We start from the raw sequence: 18,192 nt of genomic DNA on the forward strand, positions 1-18,192 counted from the left end.
TTGGGATATCGGTACCGCCTTCGAGAGAAAGGATCCTATCCTTCAGCAGCTAGAGAAGCAATTCAACCTTACCATTCAGCCTGTGAACATTACCTCCTCTGATTACATGCAGAAGCTGCAGATGTGGGCCACCTCGGACAAGCTTCCCGATGTGTTTGCTCATTCCATCGCAAGCGATTCACCAGGCATTTATAACGAATGGATGAAGCACCGATTAATTAAGCCATTGCCTGAGGATCTAACACCCTACCCCTATGTTGATCAAATTGCACAGATTCCGGATATTCGACTGTTAAAGAAGGATAACAAACTGTATATGCTGCCTAGAATCGGCTACCCCACGAATCGCTTATGGATGCTTGAGCGGGTCCTCTTTGTTCGCAAGGACTGGATGAACGATCTATTGCTTCATGACATTGCTAGCTACGAGCAATTCTCAAACATGCTTGCCGCCTTCAAAAATCGAACGTCAAAAAGTAAGCCATCCCAGATGGTAGGACTCACTGCTTCAGGCATGAACATGCTCTCCTGGGCGTTCAGCTCCACTTTTCCGCAATTTGCTACTGAACAGTGGGTATTTGAGCATAACCAATGGATTCCCTTCTATGCTTCTAAAAAAATGGACAAAGTCGTTGTTCAGCTGAGGGAACTGTATCGAAATGGAACCCTCGATCCGGAGTTCTACTATATAAAAGAAGAGGATGCTGTCCTTAAGTTTGTGAACGGACAAGCAGGCGCGCTTGTATATCGCGCTACGCCTGACAGCTTAAGCGAGTTGGAGGAACGATGGAAAGCCGCTCATCCAGACAAGAGTTTTTATGATGCGGTTGATATTTTGCACGTATGGCCAACTGAGGATGGACATCGTTATTTTTACGCTGCACAGACCTATTGGTCCGAGACGTTCTTCAATGCGAAGATCAGTGATGAGAAGATGGATCGTATTCTGCGCTTATATGACTACTTGCTCTCTCCTGAAGGTCAAATGCTGACAAGCTACGGAATGGAAGGGAAAGATTATAAAGTGGAGGATGGGAGTATCATTATTACGCGTCCTTATGATGAGCAGCGAAGAAAGCTGGTTGATCTGGATAAGACCTATCCGTCCATTGCTATTCTTCGTTCATTGGCTTCTTGGGGCAAGGATCGAAACTTCCGATTTGACCAAACCAACCGGATTAAATTTGGAGATCATAATATTGAAAAAAGCTTGGATGAGATGGAATGGCAATTCAATCACGCAACTGCTACTCCGACCTATCCTAAGATCAACTCCCTCTCTACCCCAGCTAAAGATAAGCTCGGAACTCTTATTAATCCGCTGGAGGATCTAATTAAGGTAACCATCAGCAGTGAAGACCCTGTGGCGATGTGGCATCGAATGGTGGAACGATACGAGAGCCTTGGCCTGAACAAAGCGATAACTGAAGTGAATACAGCGCTGCAGCAGCGTCAGAAGCAATAGCTCGCACAGTAGAAAAGCCTCCCTTCTCCAGAAGCAGATAGCTGCGACTAACAGAAGATAGAGGCTTTTATTGCTCTATTTAACGGCATCACATGCAATCCATCACCCTATCAGTCCGCTTCGTTCCACGCTCTCCACAAAGTAGCGCTGAGCAAAGATGTACAGGATCACAATCGGTGCAATAAATAAAAGCTCTCCCGCATTCTTCACAAGATAAGCATACAGCGGGTCATTCAATGAGAATGATGCCCACATGACAGGAAGCTTCGTCGATAATACATCAGTCGAAGTCAGGAAGAGGGATACATAATAATTATCATTCCATTGCCATACGAAGGAGAACAGAACCACTGTCACAATAGCAGGAATGGCGTTCGGCAGCATAATGCGCGTAAACGATTGAAGGACGGAGCAGCCGTCGATGTAAGACGCTTCCTCCAGCTCAACAGGAATCCCTCGAAAGAATTGCCGGAAGATAAAGATAAATAAACCGCTTTTGATCCCCATGCCGGTGATGGACTGCAGAATAAATGGCCAGTAGCTGTCAAGCAGATTCAAGCCCCTCTGTCCTGTAATCCACTCGATTAAGCCAAAGATATCAAAATAACGATAGTTTAAATACGTCGTGACCATCAATGTCTGGACTGGAACGATGATCGTGAAGATGACGCCTGCAAACAACAACCCACTGCCCTTGAAGCGCAGTCGTGCAAAGGCGAAGGCAGCAAGGGAGCAGGAGATGACCTGCAGAATGGTGGAGACGCCTGCAATCATTAAGGAATGCAGGGCGGTCTTCGGATAGTTCAGCGCCTCGAAGGCAATCTTAATCGTTTCCAAGGTGAAGTGCTTTGGAATCCAGAGCACGGTCGTATCGTATACGTCCAAGCGATCCTTAAAGGAGACGGACAATTTGAAAAAGAGCGGATACAAAATGACAAAGCAAAAGCCCGCAATAAGGACGGTACGAACAAGAACCCAACTCCAATGCTTCGCTCGCTGAAGGGGCGATATTGTCCGTGTTCTTCTGCGCGCCCTCCAAGCCGCAGCTCTCGCTTCAGCCTGTATCTTCATTCGGATTCACCCCTTCGCTCGTTAATCATAGTAGAACACTTTCCGCGAGATCAGCGTCGTCGTGACCAAGAGGATGATGGATACAATCAGAAAGTAGACCCAAGCCATCGCCGCGCTCAGGCTAAAGTTCAAGGATTGGAAGGCGGTATCCTTTATCATTTGACTGAGCTGGTTGCGGCTGTATGAATCGACAACCGTGTATACCACATTTGTAAGCAGGATTGGGCTGATCATCGGAAATGTGATTTTCCAAAAAGCCTCATAGCCTGTTGTTCCCTCAATCTTCGCCGCTTCATAAAGGGATGGGGAGATTGATTGAAGGGCTGCAAGAAAGATCAGTATTTGTACCCCGGACGAACTGATCACTTCATAGATGCGATCTACAGATCCCGTAATGTAAGTGACAATACCATTGCCTACTCCTGCCTCTAGCAGCATTCTCTTCAGCTCAAAGCTTGTGAAGACGAAGCCTCCATCCTCGGCGGCTCCCGTAACCGAGGCCGCGATCGAGGTCATCTGCGAGCTGTTCTCCAGCGACAGAACAGGGGCTGCCAGCAGCACTGGCAAGAAGAAAATAGCTCTCGCAAATACCCTTCCCTTGAACCTCTGATTAATCAGTGTCGCGACAAACAAGCTGAATATCGTGATGGAAGGAACGCTGATGACGATATCCGTAATGGACTCCACTAGCGTGCGGGTAAAGGTCGGATGATTCGTAAACAGCTCCCGATAGAAGCTGAAGCCCTCATAGCTTGTATCAAACCCGCCTTTGCCAAGCGTAAGCTTGTTGAGGCTGTAGATAAACGATTGGTAGAGCGGAACGAGAAATAAAAAGACGAAGCCAAGAAACCAAGGCGCGACAAACACCAAGCCGAGAGCGGCCTTCTTTTCTTGCAGCGACAGTTTCCCTCTATTGAAAGTCTTTATCGGCCTTCTTCGATTGATCCACTCACGCATCTGTGCTGCCTTACTCATGCTCCACCTCCTGCTGCCCGGTACCCTAGGGCCTCAATGGACATGCCGTCCACGGTAACTGCCTCCCGATTGTAATTCACGATGATACGCAGTCCCTTGTCAAAAGTCGTCTCGTACACTTTATCCAGCAGCTTGCGATGCCCGGTAATGGGCTGATTGCGCACCTGCTGAAGCAGGCTGTTAGCCTCTTGATAAAGCTCGGCCGCTTCATCAATCCAATTCTCGTAAGAAGCAGAGTACAGATGGCTCAGCTTGGTGTCGCGAACAGCTGAAGGCTTCTCATAGAACCACTGATAGAATGGAAGCGTGCCGGTCTCAAGCGTTTTTAGCAGAGACGTTCTAGGATCCTGATCCCGCTCCATATTGATAGGCTTGCCGGCATGGTCGATGTACCCATGTAGCACGATGGAGTAGAACGGAATCTCTTCACTTTCGATATTGAAACGGCTGCTCGACAACGGCGCGTGAACAATCGTCTTCGCGTAAGGGAGTGCATACGCATTTCCCCCACTAATCATGAGATCCCCAATCTCGGCATTCATCACATTCAGGCTATCAGAAGCCATCGCCAGCGCTTCTTGTCTTGTCGTCGTCACCTGCGGTGAGACGCTGCTGTTTAATTCATCCCCAAGATCACGAAGGGAAACGGACGGCAGTTCGAGAGGACGATAGCTGTTCACGAATGCGTCAACGATGCCTCTTAATTTGTCCGGGGCGAGCAAATAATACAGCCGCTCCCCTGGATTGGTCGTCACCAAGTCCGTTGCTGTGCGTGAAGCGCCTTTGCGGTTCAGAAATCTAGCACCGTCTCGCTGAGCCTTGAAGCCCTTTCCATTCTCATATACCTCTTGAAATGCCACATCTGGATACAGTTCGATCTGACGCTCGCGAGCAAATTGGATCAAGGACTGCAGCCCCTTCGTTCCGCCTAAGATGCTGTCAGGCTTAACGCGGGTAGGCAGCGTGTGATAATAGCCTTCATTGAACCAGCCAGAATATTTCAGCTGGATATGCTGAACACCCTTTTGCTGCAGCTGTTCAAGGATAGCTGTCGCTTCTCTATAGGTGGTAACAGACTCCACCGATTCATAGGGAATCCCTAGAAATGTCTTTCTAACCGGAATCCCGCCAACCAACTCCAGTATAAATGGCAGATCTCCTGTATCCTGAATGGGGGTAAGCTGTTGGCTTTCGATTAAGTGCTCCCGATACAACCGCGCCATGCCAACATAATTGGCCTCATCTCCATGAAGGAAGCCATAGCGTACCGCAATCCCTTGGTTGTACATTTCCGAATACTTTGGAATGTGCCGTGTAACTGATCCTGCCCGAAATTGAACCGATTCCATATCCTTCATGCGAAATGAGGCATTGACACGGTTATAGCTGTTCAGTCTTCCGCTGATATCTGCCATGATCGATGCCTGAGCATCTCCAGCTTCTACGATCGCGAGCATCGCCTGCTCTCCTCGCTTTAGGCCGAATACAGGCAGTCTTGACGTTTCCGTTGGCTGCAGCTGAATTTGGGTATTGGCGATAGGTGTCGCATCCTCGCCATACAGCGGCAGCTCATACGCTCTTGCTCCAATATGGTCCTGATTCAGCTCAATTAAGGCGCCTGAGCCATCAGGAACAAACATATACCCTTCCTCTTGAAGTCCTGCCGCACCGAAGAAGGGAAGCAGTTGAATCGTATGCAGAGGAAAAGCTTCCGTATCCTGAACCTCCTCGGTATCGATGCTGACCAGCAGCTGCTCATCATCAAGCTCATACCGAATGGGAATGGTGAAGCGAGGAGCAGCACTTTCCTTAATAGACGAATCCCCATTCGCAGATGCGCTGTCCTGCATCGCCTCCTCAGCTGTGTATCCAATCGACTCCAGAATAGCTGCGACATCCTTTACGATGTAGTCCTGCATCTCCTTGCGTTCATATTGCTGCTTCTCCTCATTGAAGAAGAAACGGCTTCGCAGTCGTCCGCGTGCTGACTCATCCTCGATCTGGTTGAGGATTCGTTCTTCGAATCTCTCCTTGCTGATGACCTTAGGGATTGCACCTAATCCTTCTTCGGAACTGCCAATCTCATAGATGATCTTGACGCCGCCATCGATCTCCTTGATCTCGAACTGGCCCTTCTGCACGCTCTCAGCTGCATTATTCATCATCGCCTCATGTCCGCGATCATTGTAGTACGAAAGGATGAACTGCGAATCCAGATCGCTCTTGTTCGTGGCCTTTGCAATCTTATCCTGATCGCGATCAGCGGGGTTGCTGCTCCACAGCTCCCCCGTGCGCTTATCGCGGACTAGAATCTCAGTCGTTTTTCTATTATGAAACAATTGCAAGTACGTGTTCTCCGCAGCCTTGACCATCCCCTGAGGGGGATCAAACGGGATTGAAGCCGCTGCGACTTCGCCTGCCTTCGGCTGTGCAGGCGAGATCGCTTTAGCTGCTGGACTCTCCACTGCTGCCGCAGAAGAATCCCCTTCTCCTTGCTTTCGTGTCTCGGCAGTTAACTCTGGAATGGCTGCCAGCTTTGCACGATGTGCTGTCCAATCGCCAGTTCCTGCTTTCTCATAAGCCATGATTGCTGTACCCGTCAGCCCTTCATTTATCCCTACAGTCAGGATCAGGCCGCAGCACAGCAGAACGGCTCCTATCTTACTCTTGCGCATGTCCGCCCCTCCTTACGCCCTTGCCCGAATCTCTGTAAAGACGGATAGGGCAAAAGCAATCATTTGCTGCAGCAAGCTAAAGCAAAGAATGCCTAGGAATACGATAAAGATCATGACAATCACGGTTAGAAACAGCGTCAAGAATGTCTTGAAGATGCTGTATTGATGGACCGTCATCATGCCAACGAACAGCAGCCACAAGCACCATATGACTGCAATCGTTTCCATTAGGTAATAGAATGGAGCTTCCTCCTGTGTAATCATGTTGCTGAACACGATCTGAGGCACGTAGACGATAACCAGCGGCAAGAGCGCATAGCCGACCGCCATCACAATGTCTCGGAACTTTCCTTCTCCATTCATTAAGGTTGTAAGCGACCAATTCGCCACACAGAACAAGAGGAAGGGCAGCAGGATATAGCTGAGCTCGTCAATGCTGTTTAGCTCGCTCAGCCGATTGAAGTTCACAATGAAGCCTGCATATTGACGCTTCATCATCATCGTGATCATAAGCGCAAGCAGGATCATAAGCGCGATCTTCATCCGCCCCTTCTGCTCATACTTCATCTCCCAGAATCCATTGAACGGTCGGAATATCGTATAGAAAGGAGCGCTTGCCACTCCTGTATCTACATAGAATGCCTTCGCTCGCTGCCTGACCCAGATGACTCTGCCTGCAACCGCTAAGCCCGCAGCCGCTAGCACGCCTGTCATAATGGAACCGAAATGCTCCCAGAGCAGCTCTTTGCGATAACGCTTGAACGCCTCGGAATAATACTTGCGATTGTTTCCATTCTTGAAATATTCCATGGCAAGCTCGTTCTGATCCTTCTTCATCAGAGCTTTGCCGATGCCAATATAGGCGATATCAAAATTGGCGTTTAATTGAAGCACCTCATTCCATGCACGCGAAGCTTCATCCGCCCTTCCGGTGTCATGTGCCTTTACCGCTTCACGGATGAGCGCACCATATCGGGTTGGGGCGAAGACGGTCAGACGGTTCATCTCTTGGTCAAGCACCACTATCCGTTCTCCCTGCATTGCAATCGCGACAGGCTTCTGAAAGTTATTCCATTGGGTGCCAATGCCCCCAAACTGGTACAGCAGGTTGCCGTCCCGATCATAGGTGAAGATCCGGTTGCGAGTCGAATCCAAGCCGCTGTACATGCCGTTTACATCTGCAACGACGTCGATGAATCTGGAGCTGCCGGCGTTCTGCAAAGCAGCCGAAGCCTCTTCTGTCGAGTCAATCTGTACAACCGAGATGTCACCCATCGGATGAAAATAACCTTCTCTTCGTAAAATATCTTCTCCACTCGGATTAAAGCGTTTGATGGGCGTATCCGAGTTGATTTCTGAGGATACCGCATAAATAAAGCCGCGCTCATCAACATCCAAGTTGCTGAATTCAATGGGCAAGAACAGCTCCATCTGTTCCGATTGCTGCTTGGTGGATAAACGTTTCCATAAGAGATCGACGGGGCTGAATCGCACCTTATTCGTTCCTACGTACCCCTTAAAGCCTCCCATTGCGTCGAATTCCATGATCCCTTCATAGGCTCCCTGAGCAATCACGTAGATGCGATTGGCCTGATCCACATAGATCTTGTTCGGGAAAAATTGAAATCCATCAGGAAGGATGCTTGATTCCGGCGATTCAATCACTTGAAGCAGGCGACCCTCTTCATTCACTTTTACAATGCGCTGATTTTGCGTATCCGCGACATACATATTTTTATCGAGGTCAACATAGATCCCGGAGGGCTTATTAAAGCTGCCCTTCCCTCCATCGCCTACGACATGATCAATCGTACGTATCAGTTGCCCCTTCCCGTCCAACACCACAATTCGGTTGTTGCCTGTATCCACAATGTACATGCGTTGATCATCAGACACGAATACATCCTGCGGGGTCTTAAGTGCTCCTATGCCTAGATCCGTGCCATAAATATGCTGTTCAGCCGCATACGGATATGGGGCAGGTTCAGCTTCTCCCCAGTACGAATAGTTATAGCTGTAATCTGGCAGCGCATAAGCTGATGACGCGAGGCCTGCCATCATGCATAGAAGCATTAGAATGGAGGTGATGCTTCGAATGAAAGCCAAGGATAGCTCCTCCTTTCTCTAATTAGTCTTTTAACCCTGAAGTGGACATGGTCTGAATGACACTGCTCTGTGTCAAAATAAAAATCAATACGGGTACCAGCATCATAATGAGCGCTGCCGCAGCCATTGGTCCTGATCGATAAAAGCCCCCTGCTAGGATCTGGCTGAAAGCATAATCCATGGTCTTTAGCTGTTCACTGTATACAAAGGAGGCGCCCTGTCCTCCGCTTCCTGTTCCCCATAAGCCCTTAAAGGAGAAGATGATCAGCGTCAGCCAAGCTGGCTTTACCATTGGCATCACAATGCTCCAGAAGATACGAAACTCGCTTGCACCATCAATCTTCGCCGCTTCGATCAAGGCATCGGGGATCTGCTCCATAAACTGCTTCATAAGGAACAAGCCGAGCGATGTCGCAAAGGCTGGAAATATAAGTGCCCAGTATGAATCCAATAAGCCAAGCCACGAGACGGTCAAATAGTTCGGGATGGCCGTTACCTGCGGCGCAAACATTAAAGAAAGAACGACCGTCATGAATAGAATGTTGCCGCCTGGAAGCTTAAGCTTCGCAAGCGGATAAGCGGCCATTGAAGCCAGGATGACATGGCCGACTGTCCCTGTTAGTGCGACAAAGATCGTATTAAACATATATCGTGAGAGCGGTACCCAGGTGTTGGAGAAAATGAGTGCAAGATCATAGAAGTTATCCAAGGTTGGCGAACGCACAAAGAAGGTAGGTGGAAATAAAAACAGTTCATCGAGAGGCTTCAAGGCCGTACTGATCATAAAGACAAACGGAACAGCCATGAATACGCCCGCAGCAGCCAAGATGAGAAACAGCGCAACATCCATTGCAAAGGAACGGTTCAGCTTCTTCTGCCTCCGCCATCGCCATTGAATCGTCCATCTCATGAACGCTAGTCACCCACCTTCCTCAAGAGCTTTTGAACAATAAGATTGGATCCTAGCATCATAACGAACAGCACCGTCGCGATTGCGCTGGCATAACCCATCTCGAAGCGAATCGAGCCAAAGTCGTTCAAGTGCGTAACAATGGTATGTCCTGCATACTGCGGGCTAGGAAAGCCAACCATATTCGTTGCGACGTCAGCGACAGCAAAGGAAGATGTAATCTGCATGACCGCCCCGAACATCAGCATCGGCCTTAGCGATGGAAGCGTGATGAACCATAGCTCCTGCCAGCGATTGCGGATGCCGTCAATAGCCCCTGCTTCAATCAGAGACATATCCATGCCTTGAAGCCCTGCGATGAAGGCAAGGAAGGCGGTTCCCAAGCTAAGCCATAGCTGGACCAGCATTAGAATAATCAGCATATACTTCGGGTCCTGGAGCCATTGAATCGGCTCCAGAATAAATCCCCATTTCATTAAAAAGGCATTAATGTAGCCGAAGGAGTCGCCAGAGAACGCAACCTGCCAGATCAGATACACATTGCCTGAGATGGACGGCGCATAGAACAATAAGGTGATGACCGAGCGAATGACCGGTGATAGCTCGTTGATCAGCCATGCTAAAAAGAAGCAGGCGATATAGCTGAGCGGTCCCGTAACGGCGGCGAACAAAAGCGTATTTTTCAAGGCGATCAAAAACACTTCATCCTTGATGAACAAATTCGCGTAATTCTCCCAGCCAATGAAACTTGGGGGCTCTAGAATATTAAAGTTCGTAAAACTAAGTGCAAAGGCCATGAACACTGGAAAGGCTGTAAAGATCAGAAACAGCGTAAAGTAAGGAGCAAGCAGCATATAACCATGACGCTTAATCTTCATTTCACGCAGGAATAGCGACACTCTCCCCTTCCCGGGCCCTAATCGATGCAGGCTTGAATCTGTCATCTGCTCTTGAACTCCTTGATTCGATAGAGACATGCAGGTATCGCCTCCTTTCTCTAGTATGGCAGTCCAAACTCCTTGCGCTTTTTCTTTATCTCGTCATTGATAAAGCGGGTGTATAAGTCGATAGCCTCGCGTGGGTCCTCATTCGAGATCACAACGCTTCGGAATGCATTATCCAAATGACGGCCGGTAAAGTAGCCTCCCGCGACCTCAGGAATCCCCTTAGCCCATTTCCACTGCTCCATAAGCGTCTTATAATGCTGGATCTGCCACGGAATACGGGCAACCGCCTCCAGATTGGCTGTCGCATTGCGGCCGGCTGGTCCGAACACACCCTCTAACTCAAGACTATACTTGGCTTGAATCTCGGTGCTGGTCCACCACTTGAGGAATGCCCACGCCTCGTCCTTATGCTCACTCGCTGCAAGCATGACCGCTGCCGTTCCGCTTGTAGGCACATCGCGGCGAATCTGCCCATCAGCCTGCTTCGTTCCAGGCACAACCGTGAAGTCCCATAATCCTTTAAGCTCAGGGGCCGTAATGCTGATCACGTTGAACCTCGTGTAATCTGCAATGGCAATCGGCATCTCTCCGCTTCGGAAGCGATTGACGAAGTCCGTCGTGAGCGGAAGCTTATAGGTCGTATATAAGTCCGTCCAATCCATAAATGTCTTGATCGCAATCTCTGTATCGAGTGCACTTGCCTTGCCCCCCTCGCGGTACAGCTCTCCGCCGTTCTGATACAGCATAGTGCCAAAGGTGGCATTTACAGGGAGCGACGAGCTGTCCTGCACATTCGACCCGAGGCGAACCAGCACCTGAATGGGGAAGCCGAACAACAGATTATGCTTCTGAAGCTCTGGAATCATGGCAAACACGTCTTCCCATGTATCCGGCACCTTCAAGTTCAGCTCCTCTAAGATATCCTTGCGGTAATAAAGCACAGGGAAGGATTGGTCAATAGGCAGACCATACGTTCCGCCATTAAATTGATAAGGAACCATTGCGCTCTCATGGAACTGCTGCTTGACCTGATCGAACTGAGGATATGCGGACAGATCCTCCACCGCATGGCGAAGCGCATAGTTCACAGGCTTATCGTCAGGCAGTGAAAAGGCAACATCAGGTCCTCGGCCAGCCAGCATAGCCTGCAGCAGGACGCCCTCGCTTACGACCTGAATATCAACCGCAATCCCTGTCTCGCTTGTAAACGACTCCTCAATCAAACGTTTGGCGATCTTGGCCTGATCCATCCCTTGCGTCATCCATAGCGTGATCTTCTTCTTGCTGTCCTCGCCAGCACCAAGCATATTGTAGTCCGTAAAGAACGATAGCATGAACGTTCCCGTGCTGTGCTTGACCTTATTCCAGAAGCCGGCAGTTGCAGAAGGCAGCTTCTGGTCAGGAGAAGCCACGACTAGATAGTCGATGGACAGCGGCATATTATTGATTGAATAGATCCAATCTCCAAGCGAGCTTGTATTCGACTTAAAGGTTTCTAAGCGTCTTGGAATCGTGTCAGGCTGATTCGCCATGTCCCGAAGCTGAACCATCAGACGTGTAAGGGAAGCTGTCCGGTCCCCGCCGCCTGATAGACGCTCTGCATGCTTGGCGACTTCTTCAAGCACATCCGCTTGCTCTGTCATGACCTTCACAAGCTCAGGAATCTTCTTATCAAGCTGATAATCCCGATATTCATCCGGCACAGTGCCTGTAATCATAATGATGCGGCGGTAGATTCGATTAAGCTCCAATACGCTCGACTCCACCGTGCGAAGAAGAGCAGCCATTTCCCCTAAGGTGACCTCAAGCTTGATCTCGTGCTTGCCCTTTGTCAGATAGAATTGATAAGGCTCCGCTTTCGAACCATTCTGTCTTCCACCCAACGCATGCATTTCCCAATCGGCTGAGAATGGAAAAGGAATGCTGTTCATCTCTGCAAAAGGAACCTTTCCATCAATATAGAGCTTGCGATAGGAGGTCATGCCGCGCTGGAAGCTCTGCTTCGCCTTAATCCCGATATGATAAAGTCCGTCATCCGGAACCTCGATTTCCCAAGTCATCCATTGGCCAGCCAAAGACCAGTTGTAGCCGCCAATCGTGTTCAATCGAATCTGAGAGATATGATAGGGCTCGGTTGCAGGGCTGCTCCGATCCATCATGGGATAGAGCACTTGGCTTGACTTCAGCACCGCATCCTCACCTTGTATCTTCACCGCAACATCCGATGCTTTCTTATAGCCCTGTTCGGCATAATCAGCAGACAACCTTTCATAATCCTGAATCGCATCCGGCTGTTTCAGCTTAATCGAATCGATCAGCATTTTCTCTTTCGCTGAGATCAGGGTCAGCGTATGCTTCCCTTTCGTGAAGTGATAGAAGTACGGCTCCGTGTGACGTCCGTCTGAGCTCTGAACATAGGCGTCAAGCCAGATCGGATTCTCCACCTGCTTCTGATACAAATCGTTGCCGCGCGCATCCCGCAGCGTCTCTCCTTCGCCTGCCCATACTCGGCGAAACATGAGGTTCTTGCTCTCTGAAAAAGGAAGTTTGCCATCAATTCTAAGTTCTCGGTCGATATCCGCACTTTTGCCTTCGAGCTGATAATATCGAATCGCGATCAGGTACAAACCTTCCTGCTCGACTTCAAAGCTCCATGTGATGCTTCCTTCCTCACCTGTCTCAACCGCATGTCCTACTAGGTGAGGAGCTTCTTGCACGATGCGTGGAACCATTCCTTCCGCGCTCGCAAAGCGTTCTCCCTCGATAAGCACCTCCACATTCGGCTTAGGCGCATCCTTATATCTCGCTGCATATTGGTCATATCCGCCTTCTTGAAAGTGACCGGACAAGGATGCCGTCAAGTCGCTTGAGGTGGGGGCTGCCGCTTCAACCTGAGTACTTCTCGCGGGATAGAATGCACCAGGAAGCATACTACCTGCTCCTATTGCTGCAACGAGTACAAGCTTAAGCCACTGGGCTTTAAAGACTGAATTGCGCTGATCAGAGGCCACCTGCCATCCTCCTTCCCATCTAAGAGTGACACCCCAAATACCGCAAGCGCCTTTGGGGTGTCACGCTATGATTCCGTCGTTATTTCTTCACGGTTACATCTATGGCTGCTTGAGTTAATGGCTTAATTCGAGCCAATTCACTTGCAGGCGTTCCTTTGCCGTTCATAATATTATCGATCGCCTCGCTGAAATAATTGCTGAAGCCCTCGTACGCGTAGAATTGCATGACTGTGCCATTTCCAAGCATTTTTCTAAGCGAATTCAAGCCTTCTTGATTACGGAAGTTGGCTTCTTCTCCACGAATAACTTGATCAAAGCCTTTCTCCTGATCCCGCTCGTAGAGCTCCATCCATACAGCCATCACTTCCTTCGGACTCTCCACATCGCTCATGAGATGCCACATGTTTACCGTTGTTGGCACCACGAATTCACTTGCTTTTGGTCCTTTCGGGAAGAACACATATCCCCAGTCATCTGCCATTCCGCCATTGAAGTCATAAGCTGCCCAGCGATAACCAGGATAGAATAACGCAGTGCCCTCTGCGAAGTTGCCACCTACGACCTTGTGGACGTTATACAGGTCGGAGACGAATTGGATTGCCTCCATCGATTCTGGAGCGTCGTAGGTAATCTTGTCGTCCTTCGTCACGAATCCATTGTTCGAGTAGATAAACGGCAGGGTTAGCGACAGCGGCGTGTCATATGGCGTTACACCATAAACGCCGTCCTTCGTAACCGCCTTGGAGATCTCTAAAAATTTGTCCCAGGTCCACTCGCCTTTTTCCTGCAGCTCATATGGATCCTCGAGTCCATTTTTCTGAATAAGCGTCTTGTTATAGTAGAAGCCGTTGCCGTTGTTATCGTTATACGTAAAGCTGTATTGTTTGCCGTTATACTTGCCATAGCTCAGCATAATCTTGTTCCAATTCGGATCGTTCAGATCGACGAGGTCATCAATATTGCGAATATACCCCTCGCTAACCATCTTTGGGATGGACCACTCCAGCGGAATCATGATGATATCCGCAAACGGCTGACCCGCAACGGAGGTTGTAATGATTCGAGACTGAATCTCGTTAAACGGTACAGTCACGTATTCAATCTTTACGTTGAACTTCTCCTCCGCCTTACGCTGAAGCTCCTTTTCTTCCTCCGACAAGTAGTTCTCCATGCCCCACCACTGACCGATGCGTATCGTTCTTCCCTTCAGGTCGATCTTCTCATTCACAGGAGCCACTGCTGGATCGCTCTTCTCCTCACCCTTCGGATCTTCCTTCGTGCCTTCCTTGTTCTCGGTTACGGCCGGCTTCGATTCTGGATTGGCCTGATTGCCCGAGTTCCCTGATGAACAAGCTGCCAGTAGAACAATCATCGTGATCATCAGCAGTTTCGCAAGCCACTTGCGCTTCATGTCAGTTCCCCCTATCACTCGAATAAATTCCATTGCTACTTTCGACTGCTTTGCGATGTAACCGCTTTCTAAACTGAACACTTCCCATTTTAGAAGATTGTTTATTCTCCGCATATTTAGGTATCATCATTTTTTCTCTCCATAAAAAAAGCCCCTGCACCGGGGCCTATACTCATAATTGACTTGATCTAAAAACTTTCCATACGAATGCTAAAGAAAACACATACCTCTTATCTCATTTCCGTCCTAAACTGGGAGGGTGTCTTGCCAATTAGTTTTTTAAACATTTTTGTAAAATAAAAGTAATCCATATATCCTGACCTCTCCGCAATTTCTCCAACCATAAGATCCGTGCTCCCGAGAAGCTCGCAGGCATATGTCATGCGGAGCTTGGCGATATAGGCCGTGAACGTCTCTCCGATCTCCTTCTTGAATAACTGGCTGATATAGCTTGGATTCGTATAGAACAGCTGTGACAGCGATTGTAGTGAGATATCCTCAGTAAAATGCTGATTGACATACTGCAGGATCGATCGAAAGGTCTCGTTGCTTGTCATGGCAAGATCGATTTCCTGAGCATCCAGGATGCTTCTTGCTGCGCTTTGCCGAAGCTCATGAATCATCGCTTGAACGGAACCATAGTTAGCGATCAGCTGCTCGCGATTAAAAAGCACCATGTCCTCATGATCCTGATTGATGCAGTATAGGAAGGCGTGCACGACATGATACAGCTGCAGGGCATGCAGCACGGTCAACACGCCTTGCTCAAAAAGAGAGAGCATGCGATCAAAGCTATGATGGGCGCCTGCAACATCTCCAGTGCGCATGGCCTCATCCAACTGCTTCAACTCTCCTTTAAAGGATTCCGTTAAGCTCGTCTGCTTTCTAGCAATAACAAATCGCCCTGCTATAAAGTACTGATCAGCCAGCTCATTCGCTTCTTTAATGGCTCTTCTTAGATCAAGCTGCTCTATCGAGCGCTCACTCACGCCAATGCCTCGAATCCCTTCCATGCGCTTTGGATGTTCTCCCTGCGTATGTGTTTGGTGCAGTGTTTCAAGGCTTATTCGAAGCGGTTCTAATTGATCATGCGGAACGAGAAAGGCATGCTTCATCCTGCCAATCTTTGCATAGGGCAGTTCAGCAGAGACGATTGGCGGCTCAAGACTTGAAGTGGAACAAACCAGCACGCCTATCGGCGATGAATGTGATTCTATCACACCCAGCCTATGCAGCATCTCCAGCAGTTCTGTCTCATGAGCCATACTCGGCTCTTCCATGTAGCTTAGAAGCAGCGTTTCAATAGTAGTGGAATGTATGGAGTTGGAAGCCCGCTTCCCTTTAATCCTGCAAAGGATGGACTCTATCTCCTCTTCCTCAAATGGCTTTAAGCAGTATGCGATCGCTCCGTAGGTAAGAGCCTTCTGGGCATAAGCAAATTCAGCATAACCGCTGACCACAACAAAGTCCGTATCCGGTAAGATTTCTTTTCCTCTCTTAATAAGTTCTAGCCCATTCATCCCAGGCATTCTTATATCCGTGAAGACGACAGCTGGCTTGCATGTATCCATGTAAGACAAAGCCTCCACACCGCTGTTTGCCGTGCCGATGATCTCGAAGCCATGAGCTGTCCAATCGATGCTCGCCTTAAAACTCTCGATGACCCAAGACTCGTCGTCTACCAGCAGTACCGTTATACTCATGATGCTCCTCCGCCCTTTGTTGAAAGTGATAGCTGTACCTTTGTCCCTGCGCCTGGCTCACTCTGAATCGCAAGCCCATACTTTGCTCCATAAATAAGCTTGATCCTCGCATGAACATTGGCAAAGCCGATGCTTCCTCTGCCTTCACCTGTCAGGAAGCCTTTAGAAGAGTCATGAAGCATAGACTCGAGCCATTCTAGACGTCCTTGCTCCATGCCTATACCATCATCCTCGACCGTCAATAGCAGCGTTGCTTCATCACGCAGCAACGCTTGAATGCGAAGCAAGCCCTGCTCCTCTTTGAGTTCAAGGCCGTGGTATACCGCATTCTCTACAATCGGCTGAAGGATCATTTTAGGAATGAAACAATCCTTTACTCTCTCATCAACTTCCATCTTCACCCTGAATCTATTGCCAAATCGCAGCTTCTGAATGTGAAGATAGGCTTCAATAATCGACAGCTCTACTCGTAGCGGAACCATGCCATCGCCCTTAATGCTGTATCTAAAAATACTCGCAAGAGCAGCTGTTGAAGCACGAATCTCCTGTGCCCCCTTAACCACTGCCATTCCCTTTATCATCTCAAGGGTATTGTACAGAAAATGAGGATTAATCTGGCTGCGAAGATAGGAGAGCTCTGCCTGCTTCTTCTCCAGCTCTGCTCCAAGCAGCGCCGTATTGGCATCCAGCAGTTCCTTGGTCAGCGTGTCAATTTGATTCATCATCTTATTGAACTCATTAGCCATGACCGTAATTTCGACATAGCCATCGAGATCGATGCCTTGCTTCAATCTGTCGAGATTGCCATGCTTTACTGTATTCATGTAGAGCATGAGCTTCTTTAGCGGCAGCAAAATGTTGTTCGTTAGAACAGCGAACAGCACCAGCATCACCAGCCCGCCCAGCACGAAGATAATGCTGAAAAAGAATTGAATATCCGCAAGATCCCGCATAAGCACATCCTTCGGAATCATGCTGACAATCGAGCTGTTCAGCTCTGGTAGATACTCTGCCTTCGCCATATAGGCCCTTCCGTTCCACTCCAGCTCTTCCTTATCTGAATCATTAAGCCTGCGATTGCTGTATACGGCTTCAAGCTGGCTGTCTGCGCCTAGAATATCCCCGCTGGCGATAATTTGCTCTTTCTGGTCCATAAAGAAAGCTTGAGAAACCATCTCCTGCGAGATGCTGCTGATTCCCCCCATAAGCGCCTTTGGTGAGACCACGAAGAACAGCGTGCCGATAGAAGCATTAAACGGTTCACCAGGCTGCGCATATTTGATATTAAAACCGATTAGAAATACGCTTGACGTCGAATATTGGTCTCCTGCATGATGCACGGTGAAATACTGAAAAGCCTCTCCTTCCGCTAGCTGGGCTTGGTAGGGCTCAGTCATTCTTCTGCTTCCAGCAATATCTACCCAACGCCCCTCTTTGCCAAGTACAAGAATATCGAGAATTCCTTCCTTTAAGGTCATGGAGTTGATGAGTAAGCTCTCCACACGCTTACTAAGCATAAATCGCTGTACTTTATCTTCCTCGATAAGAAAGTTTTGAACATCCAAGTTGAAGGCAATATTCGTCATAAGCCGCTCAAGAACATCCTTGTTCGCGTATATCGTCTGCTTCATTTGGAAAATGAGATCATTGGCAGCCTTATTATTGTTGGATTGTATGATCTTCGTCATCTGGAGATAGCTTGCAGATAAGATCGCTAGAACAACCAATGCTAGTGCCAGCGCTATAATCATCAGCTGTGAACGGATAGTCAGCTTGCGCAGAAGAGCCACTTCGCTCTCTCCTTCTCGTCAATGTAAACCATACATAGCAAAAGCTCCCTTGTCGTATAGTCTGATCATGCCATCACACTTGCTAACAAAGGGAGCTGCCGGTCTCTTTCTGGAGTTGTCTCTATTAT

General features: G+C 48.8%; 11 protein-coding genes. 1 reads left to right on the forward strand and 10 read right to left on the reverse strand.

Annotated elements, in window-relative coordinates; genetic code table 11:
- Window positions 1-1,465: extracellular solute-binding protein (locus I2H74_RS16750; protein ID WP_195575377.1), on the forward strand; the 1,465-nt coding region annotated here is incomplete at its 5' end.
- A 102-nt stretch (window positions 1,466-1,567) separates the two neighbouring features.
- Here the strand turns inward: I2H74_RS16750 and I2H74_RS16755 are convergent.
- The 10 genes from I2H74_RS16755 to I2H74_RS16800 form a co-directional block, all read right to left on the reverse strand.
- The gene (locus I2H74_RS16755; protein WP_195575378.1) at window positions 1,568-2,536 is read right to left on the reverse strand and encodes a carbohydrate ABC transporter permease; all 969 of its coding nucleotides are present in this window, start codon (window positions 2,534-2,536) and stop codon (window positions 1,568-1,570) included.
- 21 nt (window positions 2,537-2,557) lie between these two features.
- The gene (locus I2H74_RS16760) at window positions 2,558-3,511 is read right to left on the reverse strand and encodes a carbohydrate ABC transporter permease (RefSeq protein WP_229106763.1); all 954 of its coding nucleotides are present in this window, start codon (window positions 3,509-3,511) and stop codon (window positions 2,558-2,560) included.
- Window positions 3,508-6,186: a DUF5696 domain-containing protein gene (locus I2H74_RS16765; RefSeq protein ID WP_195575379.1), complete on the reverse strand. Its 2,679-nt coding sequence runs from the start codon at window positions 6,184-6,186 to the stop codon at window positions 3,508-3,510. Before I2H74_RS16765 ends, I2H74_RS16760 begins: the two co-directional genes overlap by 4 nt.
- Before the next feature lie 12 nt (window positions 6,187-6,198).
- Window positions 6,199-8,292 (reverse strand): YIP1 family protein, encoded by a 2,094-nt coding sequence (locus tag I2H74_RS16770; protein ID WP_229106764.1) that lies wholly within the window; start codon window positions 8,290-8,292, stop codon window positions 6,199-6,201.
- A gap of 22 nt (window positions 8,293-8,314) precedes the next feature.
- A complete protein-coding gene (locus tag I2H74_RS16775; protein ID WP_195575380.1) occupies window positions 8,315-9,202 on the reverse strand; it encodes a carbohydrate ABC transporter permease in 888 nt (295 codons plus the stop codon).
- 5 nt (window positions 9,203-9,207) lie between these two features.
- Window positions 9,208-10,146, reverse strand: coding sequence for a carbohydrate ABC transporter permease (locus I2H74_RS16780; protein WP_195575503.1), 939 nt, complete (start codon window positions 10,144-10,146; stop codon window positions 9,208-9,210).
- Window positions 10,147-10,199: 53 nt separating this feature from the next.
- Window positions 10,200-13,160: an extracellular solute-binding protein gene (locus I2H74_RS16785; RefSeq protein ID WP_324254090.1), complete on the reverse strand. Its 2,961-nt coding sequence runs from the start codon at window positions 13,158-13,160 to the stop codon at window positions 10,200-10,202.
- A 79-nt stretch (window positions 13,161-13,239) separates the two neighbouring features.
- Window positions 13,240-14,571, reverse strand: a complete 1,332-nt coding sequence (locus I2H74_RS16790; protein ID WP_195575381.1) for an ABC transporter substrate-binding protein — start codon at window positions 14,569-14,571, stop codon at window positions 13,240-13,242.
- A gap of 230 nt (window positions 14,572-14,801) precedes the next feature.
- Window positions 14,802-16,274, reverse strand: coding sequence for a response regulator transcription factor (locus I2H74_RS16795; protein ID WP_195575382.1), 1,473 nt, complete (start codon window positions 16,272-16,274; stop codon window positions 14,802-14,804).
- Window positions 16,271-18,064, reverse strand: coding sequence for a cache domain-containing sensor histidine kinase (locus I2H74_RS16800; RefSeq protein WP_195575383.1), 1,794 nt, complete (start codon window positions 18,062-18,064; stop codon window positions 16,271-16,273). The genes I2H74_RS16795 and I2H74_RS16800 overlap by 4 nt, the downstream gene beginning before the upstream one ends.
- Window positions 18,065-18,192: the final 128 nt, after the last annotated feature.

The sequence above is a fragment of the Paenibacillus sp. 1001270B_150601_E10 genome (assembly GCF_015558675.1).
Taxonomy (GTDB): domain Bacteria; phylum Bacillota; class Bacilli; order Paenibacillales; family Paenibacillaceae; genus Paenibacillus_B.

What these genes read in the sequence shown, in the direction of transcription:
- I2H74_RS16755 (WP_195575378.1), bottom strand. Translation starts at nt 2,536, where the DNA reads ATGAAGATACAGGCTGAAGCGAGAGCTGCGGCTTGGAGGGCGCGCAGA.
- I2H74_RS16760 (WP_229106763.1), bottom strand. Translation starts at nt 3,511, where the DNA reads ATGAGTAAGGCAGCACAGATGCGTGAGTGGATCAATCGAAGAAGGCCG.
- I2H74_RS16765 (WP_195575379.1), bottom strand. Translation starts at nt 6,186, where the DNA reads ATGCGCAAGAGTAAGATAGGAGCCGTTCTGCTGTGCTGCGGCCTGATC.
- I2H74_RS16775 (WP_195575380.1), bottom strand. Translation starts at nt 9,202, where the DNA reads ATGAGATGGACGATTCAATGGCGATGGCGGAGGCAGAAGAAGCTGAAC.
- I2H74_RS16780 (WP_195575503.1), bottom strand. Translation starts at nt 10,146, where the DNA reads ATGACAGATTCAAGCCTGCATCGATTAGGGCCCGGGAAGGGGAGAGTG.
- I2H74_RS16790 (WP_195575381.1), bottom strand. Translation starts at nt 14,571, where the DNA reads ATGAAGCGCAAGTGGCTTGCGAAACTGCTGATGATCACGATGATTGTT.
- I2H74_RS16795 (WP_195575382.1), bottom strand. Translation starts at nt 16,274, where the DNA reads ATGAGTATAACGGTACTGCTGGTAGACGACGAGTCTTGGGTCATCGAG.